Below are 17,891 nucleotides of genomic sequence, written 5' to 3'. Positions count from 1 at the left end.
CGAGAGGGCCCTTCAGAGGGACGCAGCGTCGCGTGTTCAGGACATAGTCTTTCACACTGTGAGGGCATGATCACCCGAGCGCACCGGGGCGGGCAGCGACGTGCCGCCCATCAGGTGCGCATCGACCGCTGCGGCGCAGGATCTGCCCTCGGCGATCGCCCAGACGATCAGGCTCTGACCTCGGGCGCAGTCGCCCGCGGTGAAGACTCCCTCGACGCTAGTCGCCCAGCTGCCGTCGTGCTCGATCGTGCCGCGGGATGTCATCGCGACCCCCAGGCGATCGAGCAGGCCCCCCTGCTCCGGCCCGGTGAAGCCCATCGCCACGAGCACGAGCTGCGCGGGGATGACGATCTCGGTCCCGGGGGCGGCGCTGCGGCGACCGTCGCGGATCTCGGTGCGGGCGACCTTCAGACCGGTCACGCGCCCCTCCTCGTCGACCTCGAAGCCGGTGGTGGAGGCGAGGTAGGAGCGCTCCCCGCCCTCCTCGTGCGCCGTGGAGACCTCGAACAGCACGGGGTGGGTGGGCCAGGGCTGGCTCTCGTCGCGCTCGCTGGGCGGCTGGGTGCCGATCGCCAGGGTGGTCACCGAGCGGGCCCCCTGCCGCAGCGCGGTGCCCAGGCAGTCCGCCCCGGTGTCGCCGCCGCCGATGATGACGACGTCCTTGCCGGCGGCGTCGATCGCGTCCTCCAGCACATCGCCCTCGACGAGACGGTTGGCCTGGGTGAGGTACTCCATCGCCGGGTGGATGCCGATCGCGTCCCGTCCCGGCACCGGCAGGTCCCGCGGCCGGGTCGAGCCGGTGGCCAGCACGATCGCGTCGTAGCGGGTGCGCAGCTCCTCGACGCCCACCGCCCCTTCGCCGGTCCCGCCGACGTCGACGCCGGTGCGGAAGCGGGTGCCCTCGGCGCGCATCTGCTCGAGACGCCGGTCGACATGGCGCTTCTCGAGCTTGAACTCGGGGATGCCGTAGCGCAGGAGGCCGCCGAGGCGGTCGTCGCGCTCGAGCACGACCACCGAATGGCCGGCGCGGGTGAGCTGCTGGGCGGCGGCCATCCCGGCGGGTCCGGAGCCGACGACGGCGACGGAGCGACCGGTCTGACGCGTCGCCTCGACGGGTTCGACCCAGCCCTCCTCGAAGGCCCGGTCGATGATCGAGACCTCGATGTTCTTGATGGTCACCGGCGGCTGGTTGATGCCGAGCACGCAGCTCGACTCGCACGGGGCCGGGCAGGCGCGACCGGTGAACTCGGGGAAGTTGTTCGTGGCATGGAGCCGCTCGGCGGCCTCGCGCCAGTCCTCGCGATACACCAGGTCGTTCCACTCGGGGATGAGGTTGCCCAGCGGGCAGCCCTGATGGCAGAACGGGATGCCGCAGTTCATGCAGCGGCCCGCCTGGCGGGAGACGACGCCCAGCGTCCCCTTCTCCCGGGCCTCGTAGACCTCGCGCCAGTCCATCAGGCGCACCGGCACGGGGCGGCGCTGGGGGAGCTCGCGCTCTCGGTAGCGGAGGAATCCGCGCGGATCAGCCATGGGTGGCCTCCATGATGGTGTTCCAGATCTCGTTGGAGTCGGGGTCGATGCCGTCGGCGAGGGCCTGCTCGCGCAGGTCCGTGATGCGCAGGAAGGCGCGGGGGGCGATCTGCGTCAGGCGGGCGAAGAGCTCGTCCTCGTCGGCCAGGAGCGCGGCGGCGCGGTCGGATCCCGTGCGTCGCCGATGCTCGCGGATCGCCTCGAGGACGAACCCGCGGTGCTCCTCGCGCACGGGGGTGATCTCGAAGGTCCGCGCGTCGGCGGGGTTCAGCCGCTCGCGGTCGAGGTCCAGGACGAACAGCGTGCCGCCGCTCATGCCGGCCCCGAGGTTGCGTCCGGTGGGTCCGAGGATCACGATCGCGCCGCCGGTCATGTACTCGGCGCCGTGGTCGCCGATGCCCTCGACGACGAGCGTGGCCCCCGAGTTGCGCACGCCGAAGCGCTCCCCCGCGCGCCCGGCGAGCAGCAGGCGCCCGCTGGTCGCCCCGTAGGCGCAGGTGTTGCCGGCGATCGTCGCCGACTCCAGGGAGGCCGCGGTCCCGGCCCCGTGGCCGATCGCGACGATGCCGCCGGAGAGGCCCTTGCCGACGTAGTCGTTGGCATCGCCCGTCAGATGGAGGCTCACGCCCGCGGGGAGGAAGGCGCCGAAGGACTGGCCACCGGTGCCCTCGAGGTCGACGGTGATCGCGTCCTCGGGCAGTCCTGCGCCATCGGTGCGGCGGGTGACCTCATGGCCCAGCAGCGTCCCGGTGGTGCGCTGGACGTTGCGGACGGTGTCGGCGATGCGCACCGAGGACTCGGCCCCGGAGAGCACGCCCTCGGCCGCGGCGATCCACGGGTGGTCGGCCGCGAGGTCCAGGTGGTGGTCCTGGCCGCGCATGCGCCGCACGTGGTCGCCCTCCTTGATCTCGGGGGCGGCGAGGATCGCGGCGAGGTCGAGGCCGTCGCGCTTGGCGGCGGCGAGGGCGCTGATCGCCTCGGAGGACTCGGCCAAGCCCAGCAGGTCGATGCGGCCCACGGCCTCGTCGATCGAGCGCAGGCCCAGGGAGGCGAGATGCTCGCGGACCTGCTGGGCGATGAACAGGAAGAAGTTCACGACGTGGTCGGCGTGCCCGGTGAAGCGCGCCCGCAGCTCCGGGTTCTGGGTCGCGACGCCCACCGGGCAGGTGTCCAGGTGGCAGACGCGCATCATGACGCAGCCGGTGACCACGAGCGGAGCGGTGGCGAAGCCGAACTCCTCGGCGCCCAGCAGCGCGGCGATCACGACGTCGCGCCCGGTCTTCATCTGCCCGTCGACCTGGACGGTGATCCGATCGCGCAGGCCGTTCAGGAGCAGCGTCTGCTGGGTCTCCGCGAGACCGATCTCCCAGGGCGTCCCGGCGTGCTTGAGCGAGTTCAGGGGGCTCGCGCCGGTGCCGCCGTCGTGGCCGGAGATCAGCACCACGTCGGCGTGCGCCTTGGAGACGCCGGTGGCGACGGTGCCCACGCCGAAGCGGGAGACCAGCTTGACGTGCACGCGGGCCGCGGGGTTCGCGGACTTCGCGTCGTGGATCAGCTGGGCGAGGTCCTCGATCGAGTAGATGTCGTGGTGCGGGGGCGGGCTGATCAGCCCGATCCCGGGTGTCGAGTGCCGCGTCCGGGCGATCCACGGGTAGACCTTCTCCGGGGGCAGCTGGCCGCCCTCGCCGGGCTTCGCGCCCTGGGCGATCTTGATCTGGATGTCCTTGGCGAAGGTCAGGTACTCGCTCGTGACGCCGAAGCGGCCGGAGGCGATCTGCTTGATCGCGCTCGAGCGCTCGGGGTCGTGGAGGCGCTCGGGGTCCTCGCCGCCCTCGCCGCTGTTGGACATGCCGCCCAGGCGGTTCATGGCGATCGCGAGGGTCTCGTGGGCCTCCTGCGAGATCGACCCGTAGCTCATCGCGCCGGTCATGAAGCGCCGGGTGATCGCCTCGACGGACTCGACCTCGTCGATCGGGATCGCCTGCGCGGCGTCGGTCCGCAGGCGCAGCAGGCCGCGGATCGTCATCAGCCGCTGCGACTGGTCGTCGACCTCGTCGGTGTACTGGCGGAACTCCTCGTACTGGCGGTTCCGCGTGGAGTGCTGGAGGCGGAAGATCGCCTCCGGGGTGAACAGGTGCGGCGGGCCCTCGCGACGCCACTGGTACTCGCCGCCGACGGGGAGCCGACGATGCGGCAGGCGCACGCCCTCGACGGGGTAGGCGACGGCGTGCCGGGCGGCGTTCTCCGCGGCGATCACCTCGAGGTCGATGCCGCCGATGCGGGTGTCGGTGCCGGGGAACCAGGCATCGACGAGGGCCTGGGACAGGCCGACGGCCTCGAAGATCTGGGCGCCCCGGTAGGAGGCGACGGTCGCGATGCCCATCTTGGACATGATCTTCAGGACGCCCTTGCCGAGGGCGCGGTTCAGGTTGCGGACCGCGCCGGCCTCGTCGACGTCGCTGATGACGCCGCGGCGCACGAGCTCCTCGACGCTCTCCATCGCCAGGTACGGGTTGATCGCGCTCGCGCCGTAGCCGATCAGCAGGGCGGCGTGGTGGACCTCCCGCACGTCGCCGGCCTCGACGATGAGCGCGGCCCGGGTGCGCAGCCCGGCCCGGACCAGGTGGTGCTGGACGGCGCTGGTCATGAGCAGCGAGGGGATGGGGGCGAGCAGCTGGTTGGCGTCGCGGTCGGAGAGGACCAGGAAGGTCGCGCCCTCGCGGATCGCCGCGACGGCCTCCTCGCAGATCTCCTGGAGCCGCTCCTCGAGCGCCGGCGCGCCCCCGACCACCTGGTAGAGGCCCTTCAGCCGCACGGTGCGGAAGTCGGAGGTGCGTTCGTGGGAGCGCACGTCGACGATCGCGGCGAGCTGGTCGTTGTCGATGATCGGGAAGTCGAGCGAGAGCTGCCGGGCATGCTCGGGCGTCTCCGCCAGGAGGTTGCGGGCCGGGCCGATCGCCGCGCCCAGCGAGGTGACGATCTCCTCGCGCAGCGAATCCAGCGGCGGGTTCGTCACCTGCGCGAACATCTGGGTGAAGTAGTCGAACAGCAGACGGGGCCGGTCCGAGAGCACCGCGATCGGGGTGTCGGTGCCCATGGCGCCGAGCGGCTCGGCCCCCTTCGAGGCCATGGGGGCGAGCAGCACCCGCAGCTCCTCCTCCGTGTACCCGAAGGTCTGCTGGCGGCGCGAGACCGAGGAGCGGCTGTGCGTGATGTGCTCGCGCGCCGGCAGCTCCGCGAGCGGGACCTTCTGCTCGGCGAGCCAGCGCCCGTAGGGACGGGCGACGGCGATCTCGTGCTTGACCTCGTCGCTCGGCACGATCTCCCCGCGGTCGAGGTCGATGAGGAACATCTCCCCCGGCGCGATGCGACCGGTGCGCGCGATCCGCGCACGGGGGACGTCGATGAGCCCGGCCTCGGAGCCGAGCACCACGAGATCGTCGTCGGTGACCCAGTAGCGCAGCGGGCGCAGGCCGTTGCGGTCGAGGCGGGCGCCGACGAGGCGGCCGTCGGTCAGGACGATCGAGGCGGGACCGTCCCACGGCTCCTGGAGCGAGGCGTGGTACTCGTAGAACGCCCGCAGCGCCGGATCCATCGTCGGATCGTTCTCCCATGCCTCGGGCACCAGCATCATCAGCGCATGGGGCAGGGGGCGGCCCGAGAGCAGCAGCAGCTCGAGCAGCTCGTCCAGGCTCGCGGAGTCGGAGGCGCCCTCGGAGTTCACCGGCAGCAGTCGTCGGAAGTCGGGGCCGAACACGTCGGTGTCCATGGAGCCCTCGGCGGCGCGCACGCGGTTGCGGTTGCCGATGACCGTGTTGATCTCCCCGTTGTGGGCGAGCACGCGGAAGGGGTGCGCGAGCGGCCAGGCCGGGAAGGTGTTCGTCGAGAAGCGCGAATGGACGATCGCGAGCTCGGTGGCCATCCGCGGGTCGCGCAGATCGGGGAAGAACTCGTCGAGCTGCAGCGGGGTGAGCATGCCCTTGTAGACCATCACCCGCGTGGACAGCGACGGGAAGTAGGCCGCGGTGGCGTGCTCGACGCGGCGGCGGACCGCGAAGGCGGCCCGCTCGAGGGCGAGGCCCTCGCGCACGCCCGCGGCATCGACCAGGACGATCTGGGAGAAGTGCGGCTGCACGGCGCGCGCGGACGGGCCGACGAGACCGTCCACGACGGGCACCTCGCGGCTGCCGAGGACCACGAGGCCCTCCTCGGAGGCGATGCGGGAGAGCACCTCGAGGGTGCGCTCGCGCTCGGCGGGATCCTGCGGGAGGAAGGCGATGCCGCAGGCGTAGGCCCCGGCCGCCGGCAGCTCCAGGCCGGTGACGGCGCGGAGGAAGGCGTCGGGCATCTGCAGCAGGATGCCGGTGCCGTCGCCGGTGTTCTCCTCCGCCCCCACCGCGCCGCGATGGTCGAGGTTGCGCAGCGCGGTGAGCGCATGCTCGACGATGTCGTGCCCGGGGGTTCCGCGCAGCGTGGCGACCATGCCGACGCCGCACGAGTCGAGCTCGCTCTCGGGACGGTAGAGGCCCTGCGCGGAGGGGAGGTCGGAGTATCGGGAGTCGAGGGGGATCATGCGGGGCCCTTCCGGGACGGCCGAGGGGCGGTGCAGCGCAGGGCTGCCCTTCTCGGTTTCGACGATGATCCGGGGGCCGGACCGTCGTCCTCGTCCGTCGACGCGTGCGTCGCGGGAGGGCCGCTGGTCTCAGCCGCCGGAGGCGGAGGCGGAGCCCGCGGAAGGGGGCGTGCCGGACCTCTCGACCTCGTCCTCGTCGGAGCCGTTGCCCTCGGTCTGGGCGGGCAGCGCGAAGGAGCCGTCGGCGGCGACGGCCTCGCCGCCGCGGCGACGCCTGCGCAGGGTGAGGAAGACGAGCATGGCGAGGGCGATGATCGCCATCACGAGGGCGACCACGGTGTGGATGCGCAGCGACCCGAGCATGAGGACGGGCTCGGTGCGGATCGAGTCGATCATCGCGCGCCCCACGGAGTAGAGGGCCGCGTAGAGCCAGAAGACGCGTCCGCCGGCGAGCTGGAAGCGCCGGGAGACGAGCAGCAGCACGATCACCGCGAGGATGTTCCACAGCTGCTCGTAGAGGAAGGTCGGATGGTAGGTGCCCGGCACGCAGCCGGAGATCCGCTCCCCGTTGGTCACGCAGGTGACGTCCCACGCCCACCAGACGTCGGTGGCGGGGCCGTACAGCTCCTGGTTGAACCAGTTGCCGAAGCGCCCGATCGCCTGGGCGACCAGGAGCGCGGGGGCCATGGTGTCCGCCAGCGCGGCGAAGGAGACCTTCTTCCTCCGCGCCATGACCAGCACGGCCAGCGCGCCTCCGGCGACGCCGCCGTAGATCGCCAGACCGCCCTGCCAGATGTACAGCACGGCGATCGGGTTCCCGCCCTCCCCGAAGAAGGGGGCCGGGGAGGTCAGCACATGCCAGATCCGGGCGCCGACGATGCCGGCGATGATCGCGACGAACCCGATGTCGAAGAGGTCGTCGGCGCTGCCCCCGCGGCGCACCCAGCGCGCCGTGGCCCACTTCAGGCCCACCCCCATGCCGATCAGGATGCAGATCGCATAGAAGTGCACCGTGAGCGGTCCGAGCGAGACCGAGGAGATCGGGGAGCTGGGGATCATGGCGGTCAGGCTCCCGTCCGGGCGCGCTCGACGCCGGCGCGCAGGTCGTCGGCGACCGCGGCGAGACCGGACAGGTCGCCGCGGTCGGCCTCGAGGAGCGGGCGCACGAAGGCGGAGCCGACGATGACGCCGTCGGCGTAGGCGCCGACCTCGGCCGCCTGATCGCCGGTGGAGACGCCGAGGCCGACGCAGACGTTGCGCGCACCGGCGTCGCGGGTGCGCTGGACGAGCCCCTCGGTCGCGCTCGAGACGCTCGCCCGGGTGCCCGTCACGCCCATCGTGCTCGCGGCGTAGACGAAGCCGCGGGTATGGGAGACGACATGCTCGAGGCGCTCGCGCGGCGAGCTCGGGGCGACCAGGAAGATGCGGTCGACGCCGTGCTCCTCGCTCGCGGCGATCCAGTCCTCGCCCTCGTCGGGGATGAGGTCGGGGGTGATCACGCCCGCGCCGCCCGCGGCGGCCAGATCGCGCGCGAACGCGTCGGGACCGTAGGCGAGGATCGGGTTCCAGTAGGACATGACGAGGATCGCCGCGCCGCGGCCCGAGAGCGCCTCGACGGCCGTGAGGACGTCGCGGCTGCGCACGCCCCCGGCCAGCGCCGCGCCCGCGGCCCGCTGGATGACGGGGCCGTCCATGACCGGATCGGAGTAGGGCAGTCCGAGCTCGATCATGTCCGCGCCGTGGTCGATCAGGGTCGCGGCGGCGTCGATGGATCCCTGGAGGTCGGGGAATCCGACGGGGAGATACCCGATGAGCGCGGCACGGCCCTCGGCCCGGGCGGCGTCGATCGCGTCGCCGGCGCGCAGGCGCGCGGTGTCGGTGGCGGTCATCGCTGGGCCTCCTGCTCTCCCCGGGCGGTGCCGGTGCTGTCTGCGGTCGAGCGCGCCAGGGCGCGCAGCGCGGCGAGGTCCCCGTGCACCGCGGGGAGGGAGTCGCCCTCCCCCTCGGCATCCCGGCCGATGAGGCCGAACCAGCGGGAGGCGGTGTCGACGTCCTTGTCACCGCGGCCGGAGAGGCTCACGACGATCACGGCGCCCTCGCCCAGCTCGCGACCGAGCTCGAGAGCTCCGGCCAGGGCGTGGGCGGACTCGATGGCCGGCATGATGCCCTCGGTCATCGACAGCAGCGCGAAGGCCTCCATGGCGGGGCCGTCGTCGATCGCACGATACTCCGCGCGACCGATCGAGGCCAGCCAGGCGTGCTCCGGCCCGACGCTGGGATAGTCCAGGCCCGCGGAGATCGAGTGCGAGGGGATGGTCTGGCCGTCCTCGTCCTGCATCACGTAGCTGCGGGCGCCGTGGAGGACGCCCGGGGAGCCGCCGCCGATCGTCGCGCTGTGATGGCCCGAGGCGATGCCCTCGCCGCCGGCCTCGCAGCCGATCAGGCGCACGTCCGCGTCGTCGAGGAAGGCGTGGAAGATGCCCATGGCGTTGGAGCCGCCGCCCACGCAGGCGACCACGGCGTCCGGCAGCGCACCGGTCCGGTCGATGACCTGGGCGCGCGCCTCCTCGCCGATGATCCGGTGGAAGTCGCGCACCATGACGGGGAACGGATGCGGTCCGGCGACCGTGCCCAGCAGGTAGTGGGTGGTCTCGACGTTCGCGACCCAGTCGCGGAAGGCCTCGTTGATCGCGTCCTTGAGCGTGCGCGAGCCCTGGGAGACGGCGACGACGTCCGCCCCCAGCAGCCGCATGCGGGCGACGTTGAGGGCCTGGCGCTCGGTGTCCTCCTCCCCCATGTAGATCGTGCAGTCCAGGCCGAAGAGGGCGGCCGCGGTCGCGGTGGCGACGCCGTGCTGCCCCGCCCCGGTCTCCGCGATCAGGCGCGTCTTGCCCATCCGGCGGGTCAGGAGCGCCTGCCCGAGGACGTTGTTGATCTTGTGGCTGCCGGTGTGGTTCAGGTCCTCGCGCTTGAGGAGGATCCGGGCGCCGCCGGCGAGCTTCGAGAAGCGGGGCGCCTCGCTCAGCAGCGAGGGACGGCCGGTGTACTCGGCCGACAGCCGACGCAGCTCGGCGAGGAACTCGGGGTCCACGATCGCCTTCTCGTAGAACTCGGTGAGCTCATCGAGCGCGGGGACCAGCGCCTCCGGCAGGAACCGGCCGCCGAAGCCGCCGAAGTACGGGCCCGCCTCGGCGCGCAGCGCGCCCTCGGGACGGGTCAGATCGGGCAGCACGGCCGCCTCGGCGCGGGAGAGCACCGGGCTCGCGGCCGCCGGAGTCGTCGGTGCCGTCGGAGTCACAGGACCCGGGGTCTTCTCGTCCATCACAGCACGGCTCCTTCGACGGGACGGCCGCGGCGCGCGACCCTGCGGTAGGCGGCGACGGCCGCGGCCGGATCGCCGGAGGTCACGAGCGCCTCGCCCACGAGGACCGCGTCGGCGCCCGCTCGGGCGTAGGCCTCGACGTCGGCGACGGAGGCGACGGCGGACTCGCCGATCGCGAGCGGACCCGCCGGGATCGAGCGCAGCAGCGCGGCGGCGCGCGAGAGGTCGACGTCCAGCGTCTTGAGGTCGCGGGCGTTGACGCCCACGATGCCCGCATCGAGGGCGAGCGCCCGCTCGAGCTCCTCCGGGGTGTGGGTCTCCACGAGGGACTGCATGCCGAGCTCGCGGATCTGCGCGTCGAGCTCGGCCAGCTGCGCGTCCTCGAGGGCCGCGACGATCAGGAGCACGAGGTCGGCGCCGTGGGCTCGCGCCTCGTCGACCTGGTAGGGGTCGACCACGAAGTCCTTGCGCAGCACCGGCACGGCGACCCGCTCGCGCACCGCGTCGAGGTCGGCGAGGGTCCCGCGGAAGCGTCGCTCCTCGGTGAGGACGCTGATCGCGCTCGCTCCGCTGTCGGCATAGGTGCCGGCGAGCACGGCGGGCTCGGGGATGGTCGCGAGCTCGCCCTTAGAGGGGCTGGCGCGCTTGACCTCGGCGATCAGGCCCATGGTGGCGCCGTCGCCGGCGAGGGCGGCGCGCGCGTCGAGGGCCGGTGCGGCGGCGACCGCGGCATCGCGGACGGCGGCGGCGGGCACGGCGGCGCGACGGGAGGCGAGGTCCTCCCGCACTCCGGCGATGATGTCGTCGAGGACGGTACCGGTGAGGGTCACGAGCGGCTCCTGCGGCGGGGACCGACCGGCGGACGGCCGGTCAGGCGCCCACGAGGGACGTAGGGGCGATGAACCAGAAGGCCGGGATGTTGCGCAGGACGGCGAACAGCACGGCCAGGGCGACGAGCACGAGCATCGTGCGCGTCGACGGGAGCGGCAGGGCGGGGCGGCCCAGCATGCGCCGCACCGTCCACCATAGGAGACCCAGGACGACGAGGGGCGCCGCGATCACGATGAGGACGTTGTTCTGCATCGCGAGCAGCAGATCGCCGTCGATCAGGGCGTGGACGGCGCGCGTGGCGCCGCAGCCCGGGCAGTACAGGCCGGTCAGGTGGTAGACCGGGCACAGGGGGATGTCCTGCCGGAAGGGGTCGAACACGCTCTGGATCCCGAGCGCGAGCACCCCGCCGCCGAGGAGGATCCCCATCGGCAGCAGCGCGCGGTGCGCTCCCCCGCGGCGGGCCCCGTCGGGGGCGCCGCCGTGCGGGGGACGCACCGCCGAGGTCACGCGGCGGTGGCCTTGGTGCGCTTCTTGCCGAAGCCGGCGATGGACAGCACGATGCCCGCCACGATGCCCAGGATGATCACCGCGGTGCCGACGCCGATAAGGGCCATCATCGGGAGGACCATGCCGAAGGCGACCAGGACCGAACCGAGCACGACGGTGAGGGTCAGGGTCCAGGCGGCGACGGTCTTGCCCTCGTTGTGGGGCGGGGGCGGGGGCACGGTGTAGGTCTTGTTCATCGTCCTTCTCCAGCTCGGGACTCGGTCGGGGTCATTCTGCCACGTCGTCACCACGCGACGGGCCCGGCGACCGCCGCCGCGCCGGTGGGAGGCTCCCGGAGGTGACGGGACTCATCCCCGGCCGTCGTCCGCGGGGGCGTCGGCCGCAGGGTCGTAGGCCGCGGGATCGTCCTCGGTCGGGTCCTCCCCGCGGGTGAGCGCGTCCCATGCCGCCGCCGGATCCTGCTCGGGATCGGCGGCGGTGCGGACCGCCGGGCTGCGATAGCGGCTGCCGCGGGGCCAGCGCCCGCCGACCAGCAGCACGAGCACGCCGATCAGCGCCACCAGCGCCGCCGGCACGAGCGTCGCCCAGGGCCACGCGGTGGACGTCGCGGTCACGTCCCCGCCGACGACGCTCGTGGCCGAGGAGACCGCGGAAGCCGCGGCCGAGGCCGGGTCCAGCGCCGCGGCGACGGAGGAGGCCGCCGCCCCGATCCCGGCCAGCACGAGGATCGGACCGGTGACGAAGCGCAGCCAGCGCGAGGAGAGCGAGGTCGCCGCGGCGGCGGCGAGCGCGACCAGTGCGAGCGCGACGACCGCGGGGGCGGCGTCCGCGCCGGTGACCTCCACGGACTGCGCGGAACCGGTGAGCGAGGGAGCCGCCGCGTGGATCCAGGGGGTGCGGGTCGCGCCCGCGAGCGCTCCGGCGGCGACCAGCCCCGCGAGCACCACGACCTTCCGACCCGGTCCCCTGCGGGGGGCGCTCCGCTCGGCCCCGTCGGTCCCGTCGGCCCCGTCCGCGGCGCTCATGCGCGGCGGAGGGTGTCGGCGGAGGCCACGGCGCGGAGCGCGGCCGCCGCCTTCGACTGGGACTCGCGATGCTCCATGGTCGGATCGGAGGCGGCGACCACGCCGCCGCCGGCCTGAACATGGGCGGTGCCGTCCTTCACGACGGCGGTGCGGATCGCGATCGCCATGTCCATGTCGCCTGCGAAGTCGATATAGCCGACGGTGCCGCCGTAGACGCCGCGGCGCACGGGCTCGAGACGGTCGATGATCGCCATCGCGGACGGCTTCGGCGCACCCGACAGGGTGCCCGCGGGGAAGGTCGAGCGCAGCGCGTCGTAGGCGAGGGCGCCCTCGCGGATATGCCCGGTGACCGTCGAGACGATGTGCTGGATGTGCGAGAAGCGCTCGATGTGCATCAGATCCCGGACGACCACCGTGCCGGGATCGCAGAAGCGCTGCAGGTCGTTGCGCGCGAGGTCCACGAGCATCAGATGCTCCGAGCGCTCCTTGGGGTCGGCGAGGAGCTCCTCGGCGAGGGCCTGGTCCTCCTCCGGCGTCGCTCCGCGGGGGCGCGAACCGGCGATCGGATGCGTCGTCGCCGTGCGTCCGCGCACCGTCACGAGGGACTCGGGGCTCGCTCCGACGACATCGATCGGAGCGCCGTCGGCGTCGACCGTCCGCAGGAGGTACATGTAGGGGCTGGGGTTCATCCGCCGCAGGACCCGGTACACGTCCAGCGGGTCGGCCGCCGTCGGCACCGAGAAGCGCTGGGACGGGACGACCTGGAAGATCTCGCCGTCGACGATGTCGCGGACGGCCTCGCGCACCGCGTCCTCGTACTCGAGCTGCGCGGTGCGAGCCTTGGGCTCGACGTCGCGGATCGTCTCGTAGACCATCGCCGAGGAGCTCAGCGGCCGCCGCAGGCGCTCCCGCATCGCCTCGAGGCGCGCGACCGCGTCCCGGTGGGCGGCGTCCACGCCGTCCTCGGTCGCGTTGAGGTTCAGGGCGTTCGCGACCAGGAGCACGGTCCCGTCGTGGGCGTCGTGCACGACGACGTCCTCGGCGAGGAGCATCGAGAGGTCGGGGATGCCGATCTCGTCGGGCGGCGCGTCGGGCAGCTTCTCCCAGTGGCGCACGGCGTCGTAGGCGATGAAGCCGACCATGCCGCCGGTGAAGGGCGGGAGGTGCGGGATCCGGGCGGCCCGGAAGGCATCGGTGACGGCGCGCAGCGCCTCCACCGGGGAGCCGTCGACGGGGACGTCGGCGGGGACGTCCCCGATCCAGTGGGCCTTCCCGTCGCGCTCGGTCAGCACCGCCCGGGCGCGCGTCCCGATGATCGACCAGCGCGAGTCCTCGCCCTCGCCGGCGGACTCCAGCAGGAAGGTCCCGCGCGCGTCCTCCCCCTCGGTCAGCCGGCGGTAGAGGGAGACCGGCGTGTCCTCGTCCGCCAGCAGGCGGACCGTCACGGGGACGACCCGCTGGCGGGCGGCGAGGGCGCGGAAGGTCTCCAGATCCGGCTGGACGAGGCCCACGGCATCGCCCTCGTGCCCGCCGACCAGCTCGGGGTACGCCTCCTCCTCCGGAGTCTCCGGATCCGCCGGGACCTCGGGGCTCTCGGAGGGCGCGCCGCCGTCCGTCGTGGGATCGCTGATCATCGGTCTCGTTCCGTCGTGTCCAGGGCGACCGCATCGAGATCGCCGCCGTCGAAGCAGGTGGGGGTGCCGCGGTGGCAGGCCGCACCGATCTGGTCGACCTGCACCAGCAGCGCGTCGCCGTCGCAGTCCAGGGCGACCGAGCGCACCCACTGCACATGGCCGGAGGTGTCCCCCTTGCGCCAGTACTCGCCCCGCGATCGCGACCAGAAGGTCACGCGCCCGGTGGTGAGGGTGCGGCGCAGCGCCTCCTCGTCCATCCAGGCCAGCATGAGGACCTCGCGGCTGCCCGCGTCCTGGATGATCGCGGCGACCAGTCCGTGCTCATCGCGCTTCAGGCGCTCGGCGATCTCCGGGGCGAGGACGGGCGCCTCGCTCACAGCGCGCGCCCCAGGTCCTCGGCCCGCTCGGTGCGCTCCCAGGTGAACTCCGGCAGCTCGCGGCCGAAGTGTCCGTGCACGGCCGTCTTCGCGTAGATCGGGCGCAGCAGGTCGAGCTCCTCGATGATCGCCGCGGGGCGCAGGTCGAAGGTCTTCTCGATCGCGGCGGCGATCTGCCGGTCCGGGACGGAGCCGGTCCCGAAGGTCTCGACGTAGAGGCCGACGGGAGCGGCGACGCCGATCGCGTACGCCACCTGGACCTCGCAGCGCTCGGCGAGTCCCGCGGCGACGACGTTCTTGGCGACCCAGCGCATCGCGTAGGCCGCGGAGCGGTCCACCTTGCTCGGGTCCTTGCCGCTGAAGGCGCCGCCGCCGTGCCGGGCCATGCCGCCGTAGGTGTCGACGATGATCTTGCGCCCCGTCAGGCCGGCATCGCCCTTGGGCCCGCCGATGACGAAGCGGCCCGAGGGGTTGATGTGGAAGTCGACGTCGGAGACGTCCAGGCCGATCCCCGCGAGCTCCTCGAGCACGGGGGCGATGACGACCCGGCGGATGCCCGGGCGCAGCTGGCTGTCGACGTCGACGTCCTCGTCGTGCTGGCTGGAGACCACGACGGCCTCGACCGAGCGGGCCACGCCGTCGTCGTCGTAGCCGATGGAGACCTGGGTCTTGCCGTCGGGGCGCAGGTAGGGCAGGACGCCGTCGCGCCGCGCGGCGGAGAGGTTCTCCGAGAGCCGGTGCGCGGCGTGCACGGGAAGCGGCATCAGCTCGGGCGTGTCCGAGCAGGCGTAGCCGAACATCAGGCCCTGGTCGCCCGCACCGAGCCCGGCGAGGGCCTCGTGCGAGCCGCCGTCGCGGTGCTCCCAGGACTCGTCGACGCCCGCGGCGATGTCGGGGCTCTGCGAGCCGATCGACACCTCGATGCCGCAGGAGTCCGCGTCGAAGCCCTTCTCGGAGGAGTCGTAGCCGATCTCGCGGATCACGTCGCGCACGATCCGCGCGACGTCGCTGTAGCCCTCGGTGCGGACCTCGCCGGCCACGTGGACGAGCCCGGTGGTCACCATCGTCTCGACGGCGACGCGGGCCGTGGTGTCCTGGGCCAGCAGGTCGTCGAGGATCGCGTCGGAGATCTGATCGCAGATCTTGTCGGGGTGGCCCTCGGTCACGGACTCCGAGGTGAAGGTGCGCAGGTCGCTGGACGTCATGCGTCCCAGGGTACTGGGGACAGCCGGGTGACGAGCGCATCGAGCACAGCGTGGGCGACGACGGCCTTGCTGCCCGCGGCATCGGCGACGTGCTCGCCGGCGGCGTCGAGGATCCGCACGTCGTTGTCCGCGGCGCCGAAGACACCGCGGCTGACGTCGTTGAAGACCAGCAGGTCAGCACCCTTCCGGCGCGCCTTCTCCTGGGCGAGCTCGAGGGCGCTGCGACCGCCTCCGCCGGTCTCTGCCGCGAAGCCGACGATCGCCGGGATCCCGCGGGCCCCCGCCGCTCCCCCCTCGGCGGCAGCGCGCTCGCGGGCGAGCACGCTGTGACGCAGGATGTCGCGCGTACGGCGCAGGGCGAGGACCGGGACGTCGTCCTCCGCGTCCCCGGTCTTCTTGATCTTCTCCGTCGCGCGATCCGCGGCGGTGAAGTCGGCCACCGCGGCGGCCATGACGAGCGCGTCGCACTCCCCCAGGTGCTCCTCGACGGCCGCGGCGAGCTCCGCCGCGCTGCCCACGTCGATCCGCTGCGCCCCGGGCGGGGTGTCGAGCCCGACGTTCGCGGCGAGCAGCCGCACCTCGGCGCCCCGCACGAGCGCCGCCTGGGCGAGGGCCCAGCCCTGCCGGCCCGAGGAGCGGTTGGTGAGGAAGCGCACCGGATCGAGCTCCTCGCGGGTGCCGCCGGCGGTGATCAGCAGCCGGCGCCCGAGGAGGTCCCGCACCGGGACCGACCCCTCCAGGCCGACCGTGCTGCCCGAGCCGTCCGGGTAGTCGGAGCCTGCTTCGTCTCCCGCACGGTCCCCGGCGCGCGGAGCGGCGAGGGCGGAGCGCGCCGCTTCGAGGATCGCTGCGGGCTCAGGGAGGCGGCCGGGCCCGGAGTCCGGTCCCGTCAGACGGCCGACGGCCGGTTCGAGAACCGTGATCCCGCGCTCGCGGAGGACCGCGACGTTCTCGCGGGTCGCCGGGTGCTCCCACATCTCGGTGTGCATCGCCGGGGCGACGACGACGGGACAGCGGGCGACCAGCAGCGTGGCGCTCAGGAGGTCGTCGGCGCGGCCCGCGCGCAGGCGGGCGAGCAGATCCGCCGTCGCCGGCGCGATGACGACGAGGTCCGCCTCCTGGCCGGTGCGCACATGCGCGACCCGGTCGACGTCCTCGAAGACGCTCGTGCGGACGGGATGATGGCTGAGGGCCTCCCAGGTGGCGGCGCCCACGAACTCGAGCGACGATCGCGTGGGCAGGACCTGGACATCGGCCCCTTCACCGACGAGGCCGCGCACGAGGTGCGCGGCCTTGTAGGCGGCGATGCCGCCGCCGATCCCCACCACGACACGAGCTCCGGACAGGGTGCGCTGCACGCTGCTCATCGTTCCTCCGCGGCGCTGGTGGGGCGGTTGTGCTCTCGGCGTCGGTCAGAAGCCGAAGTCGGTGAGCGGCACCTCGGGGGCGTCGTCACCGAGCTTCAGCGGTGCGGGGGCGTCGGGATCGGGCTCGTTCACCGCAGCGAACTCCTCCTCGTCGACCTCGCGGACGGTCAGGAGGCCCTCGTCGATCTCGCGCAGCGCGATCGACAGCGGCTTCTCCTGGTTCTCGACGTCGACCAGGGGGCCGACGAACTCGAGCAGGCCCTCGGAGAGCTGCGAGTAGTACGCGTTGATCTGACGGGCCCGCTGGGACGAGTACAGCACCAGGGCGTACTTCGAGTCGACGGTCTCCAGGAGACGGTCGATCGGCGGGTTCGTGATGCCTTCGGGCTGTGCGACGGTTCCGGCCACGGAAGTCCCTTCATCGAAATCGGGCGTGCGACGCTCCAGGATACGCCTTCCGTCGAGGAAGCGCGAGGTCCCGGCGCCGCAGGGTCAGGTGAGGTCGCGCACGCCCATCAGGGCGGCGAGCTCGTCGGTCGCGCGATCGACCTCGTCGTTGACGATGGTCACGTCGAACTCGCCCTCGGCCGCGAGCTCGCGACGGGCGGTCTCCAGCCGGCGCTCGCGCTCCTCCGCGTCCTCGGTGCCGCGCCCGACGAGACGCTCGACGAGCGTGTCCCAGTCCGGCGGGGCGAGGAACACGAAGCGCGCGCCGGGCAGGGTGCGGCGCACCTGCCGGGCACCGGCCAGGTCGATCTCGAGCAGGACCGGGCGGCCGTCGGCGACGGCCTCCTGCACCGGACCGCGCGGCGTGCCGTAGCGGTTGCGACCGTGCACGACGGCCCACTCGAGCATCTGGTCGGTCTCGACCAGGCGCGTGAACTCGTCGTCGTCCACGAAGCGGTAGTGGACGCCGTCGACCTCGCCGGGGCGCGCGGCGCGGGTCGTCGCCGAGACGGAGAGCCAGATCTGCGGGTAACGGGCCCGGATCGCGGCCGACACCGTCCCCTTGCCGACGGCGGTGGGGCCGGCGAGGACCGTGACGGGGGCCGGCACCGGGGAGGTGCCGGCCCCGTCGGGAGCGGAGGGAGCGGTCACTCGGAGAAGTGCGCGACGAGCTTCTCCGCCTGGTGGGAGCCCAGGCCGCGGATCTTGCGCGAGGGGGAGATGCCGATCTCCTCCATGATCTGCTGGGCCTTGACCTTGCCGACGCCCGGGAGGGCCTCCAGCAGGGCCGCCACGCGCAGGCGGCCGATGACCTCGTTGGTCTCGGCCTCCTCGAGGACCTTCTTGATCTCCTCGCTGCGGCGGCCGGCGCTTTCCTTCAGGCGGGCCTTGATGGCCGCGCGCTCACGTCGCGCCTCGGCGGCCTTCTTCAGGGCATCGGCCCGCTGCTCAGGGGTGAGGGGAGGGAGAGCCACTGTTCTTACCTCTTGTTCTGTGCTGGTGGAGCGCGCGGGCCGGCAGGCCCCGCGTGTGCGTAGAGCGTAACCCCACAATCGTGGCGGAACCCACTAAAG

Annotated in this window: 16 protein-coding genes; all 16 read right to left on the bottom strand. The window is 73.1% G+C overall.

Features of this window, described 5'->3' with window-relative positions; genetic code table 11:
- Positions 1-51 precede the first annotated feature (51 nt).
- Positions 52-1,530, bottom strand: a complete 1,479-nt coding sequence (locus ACXET9_RS04520) for a glutamate synthase subunit beta (RefSeq protein WP_457885227.1) — start codon at positions 1,528-1,530, stop codon at positions 52-54.
- Positions 1,523-6,103 carry a glutamate synthase large subunit gene (gene gltB / locus ACXET9_RS04515; RefSeq protein WP_457885226.1) on the bottom strand — a complete coding sequence of 1,527 codons (4,581 nt, stop codon included), beginning with the start codon at positions 6,101-6,103 and terminating at the stop codon, positions 1,523-1,525. Before gltB ends, ACXET9_RS04520 begins: the two co-directional genes overlap by 8 nt.
- 129 nt (positions 6,104-6,232) lie before the next feature.
- Positions 6,233-7,162, bottom strand: coding sequence for a prolipoprotein diacylglyceryl transferase (gene lgt / locus ACXET9_RS04510; protein ID WP_457885225.1), 930 nt, complete (start codon positions 7,160-7,162; stop codon positions 6,233-6,235).
- A 5-nt stretch (positions 7,163-7,167) separates the two neighbouring features.
- On the bottom strand, positions 7,168-7,992 hold the full coding sequence (gene trpA, locus ACXET9_RS04505) for a tryptophan synthase subunit alpha (RefSeq protein ID WP_457885223.1): 825 nt from the start codon (positions 7,990-7,992) through the stop codon (positions 7,168-7,170).
- Positions 7,989-9,425: a tryptophan synthase subunit beta gene (gene trpB, locus ACXET9_RS04500; RefSeq protein WP_457885221.1), complete on the bottom strand. Its 1,437-nt coding sequence runs from the start codon at positions 9,423-9,425 to the stop codon at positions 7,989-7,991. Before trpB ends, trpA begins: the two co-directional genes overlap by 4 nt.
- The gene (gene trpC, locus ACXET9_RS04495; protein WP_457885219.1) at positions 9,425-10,255 is read right to left on the bottom strand and encodes an indole-3-glycerol phosphate synthase TrpC; all 831 of its coding nucleotides are present in this window, start codon (positions 10,253-10,255) and stop codon (positions 9,425-9,427) included. The genes trpB and trpC overlap by 1 nt, the downstream gene beginning before the upstream one ends.
- A gap of 40 nt (positions 10,256-10,295) precedes the next feature.
- Positions 10,296-10,763 carry a DUF2752 domain-containing protein gene (locus tag ACXET9_RS04490; protein ID WP_457885218.1) on the bottom strand — a complete coding sequence of 156 codons (468 nt, stop codon included), beginning with the start codon at positions 10,761-10,763 and terminating at the stop codon, positions 10,296-10,298.
- Positions 10,760-10,999 (bottom strand): HGxxPAAW family protein, encoded by a 240-nt coding sequence (locus ACXET9_RS04485; RefSeq protein ID WP_457885216.1) that lies wholly within the window; start codon positions 10,997-10,999, stop codon positions 10,760-10,762. The genes ACXET9_RS04490 and ACXET9_RS04485 overlap by 4 nt, the downstream gene beginning before the upstream one ends.
- Before the next feature lie 111 nt (positions 11,000-11,110).
- Complete coding sequence (locus tag ACXET9_RS04480) at positions 11,111-11,788, bottom strand: Trp biosynthesis-associated membrane protein (RefSeq protein ID WP_457885214.1); 678 nt, start codon at positions 11,786-11,788, stop codon at positions 11,111-11,113.
- Positions 11,785-13,422 (bottom strand): anthranilate synthase component I, encoded by a 1,638-nt coding sequence (locus ACXET9_RS04475; RefSeq protein WP_457885212.1) that lies wholly within the window; start codon positions 13,420-13,422, stop codon positions 11,785-11,787. Before ACXET9_RS04475 ends, ACXET9_RS04480 begins: the two co-directional genes overlap by 4 nt.
- A complete protein-coding gene (hisI, locus tag ACXET9_RS04470) occupies positions 13,419-13,799 on the bottom strand; it encodes a phosphoribosyl-AMP cyclohydrolase (protein ID WP_457885210.1) in 381 nt (126 codons plus the stop codon). The genes ACXET9_RS04475 and hisI overlap by 4 nt, the downstream gene beginning before the upstream one ends.
- Positions 13,796-15,004, bottom strand: a complete 1,209-nt coding sequence (gene metK, locus ACXET9_RS04465) for a methionine adenosyltransferase (RefSeq protein WP_457885208.1) — start codon at positions 15,002-15,004, stop codon at positions 13,796-13,798. Before metK ends, hisI begins: the two co-directional genes overlap by 4 nt.
- The gene (locus ACXET9_RS04460) at positions 15,001-16,371 is read right to left on the bottom strand and encodes a bifunctional phosphopantothenoylcysteine decarboxylase/phosphopantothenate synthase (protein ID WP_457885206.1); all 1,371 of its coding nucleotides are present in this window, start codon (positions 16,369-16,371) and stop codon (positions 15,001-15,003) included. The genes metK and ACXET9_RS04460 overlap by 4 nt, the downstream gene beginning before the upstream one ends.
- 45 nt (positions 16,372-16,416) lie before the next feature.
- Positions 16,417-16,779, bottom strand: a complete 363-nt coding sequence (gene rpoZ, locus ACXET9_RS04455) for a DNA-directed RNA polymerase subunit omega (RefSeq protein WP_457885205.1) — start codon at positions 16,777-16,779, stop codon at positions 16,417-16,419.
- Positions 16,780-16,863: 84 nt separating this feature from the next.
- Positions 16,864-17,469 carry a guanylate kinase gene (gmk, locus tag ACXET9_RS04450; protein ID WP_457885203.1) on the bottom strand — a complete coding sequence of 202 codons (606 nt, stop codon included), beginning with the start codon at positions 17,467-17,469 and terminating at the stop codon, positions 16,864-16,866.
- On the bottom strand, positions 17,466-17,792 hold the full coding sequence (gene mihF / locus ACXET9_RS04445; protein WP_457885201.1) for an integration host factor, actinobacterial type: 327 nt from the start codon (positions 17,790-17,792) through the stop codon (positions 17,466-17,468). The genes gmk and mihF overlap by 4 nt, the downstream gene beginning before the upstream one ends.
- Between the last annotated feature and the right edge of the window lie 99 nt (positions 17,793-17,891).

The sequence above is a fragment of the Brachybacterium netajii (SeqCode) genome, from assembly GCF_054114245.1.
The sequence above is the reverse complement of the archived record's forward strand: the minus strand, read 5'-3'. Positions and strand labels throughout refer to the sequence as shown.

Coding starts and splice junctions, on each gene's coding strand:
- ACXET9_RS04520 (WP_457885227.1), bottom strand. CDS start 1,530: ATGGCTGATCCGCGCGGATTCCTCCGCTACCGAGAGCGCGAGCTCCCC.
- gltB (WP_457885226.1), bottom strand. CDS start 6,103: ATGATCCCCCTCGACTCCCGATACTCCGACCTCCCCTCCGCGCAGGGC.
- lgt (WP_457885225.1), bottom strand. CDS start 7,162: ATGATCCCCAGCTCCCCGATCTCCTCGGTCTCGCTCGGACCGCTCACG.
- trpA (WP_457885223.1), bottom strand. CDS start 7,992: ATGACCGCCACCGACACCGCGCGCCTGCGCGCCGGCGACGCGATCGAC.
- trpB (WP_457885221.1), bottom strand. CDS start 9,425: ATGGACGAGAAGACCCCGGGTCCTGTGACTCCGACGGCACCGACGACT.
- ACXET9_RS04485 (WP_457885216.1), bottom strand. CDS start 10,999: ATGAACAAGACCTACACCGTGCCCCCGCCCCCGCCCCACAACGAGGGC.
- ACXET9_RS04480 (WP_457885214.1), bottom strand. CDS start 11,788: ATGAGCGCCGCGGACGGGGCCGACGGGACCGACGGGGCCGAGCGGAGC.
- ACXET9_RS04475 (WP_457885212.1), bottom strand. CDS start 13,422: ATGATCAGCGATCCCACGACGGACGGCGGCGCGCCCTCCGAGAGCCCC.
- metK (WP_457885208.1), bottom strand. CDS start 15,004: ATGACGTCCAGCGACCTGCGCACCTTCACCTCGGAGTCCGTGACCGAG.
- ACXET9_RS04460 (WP_457885206.1), bottom strand. CDS start 16,371: ATGAGCAGCGTGCAGCGCACCCTGTCCGGAGCTCGTGTCGTGGTGGGG.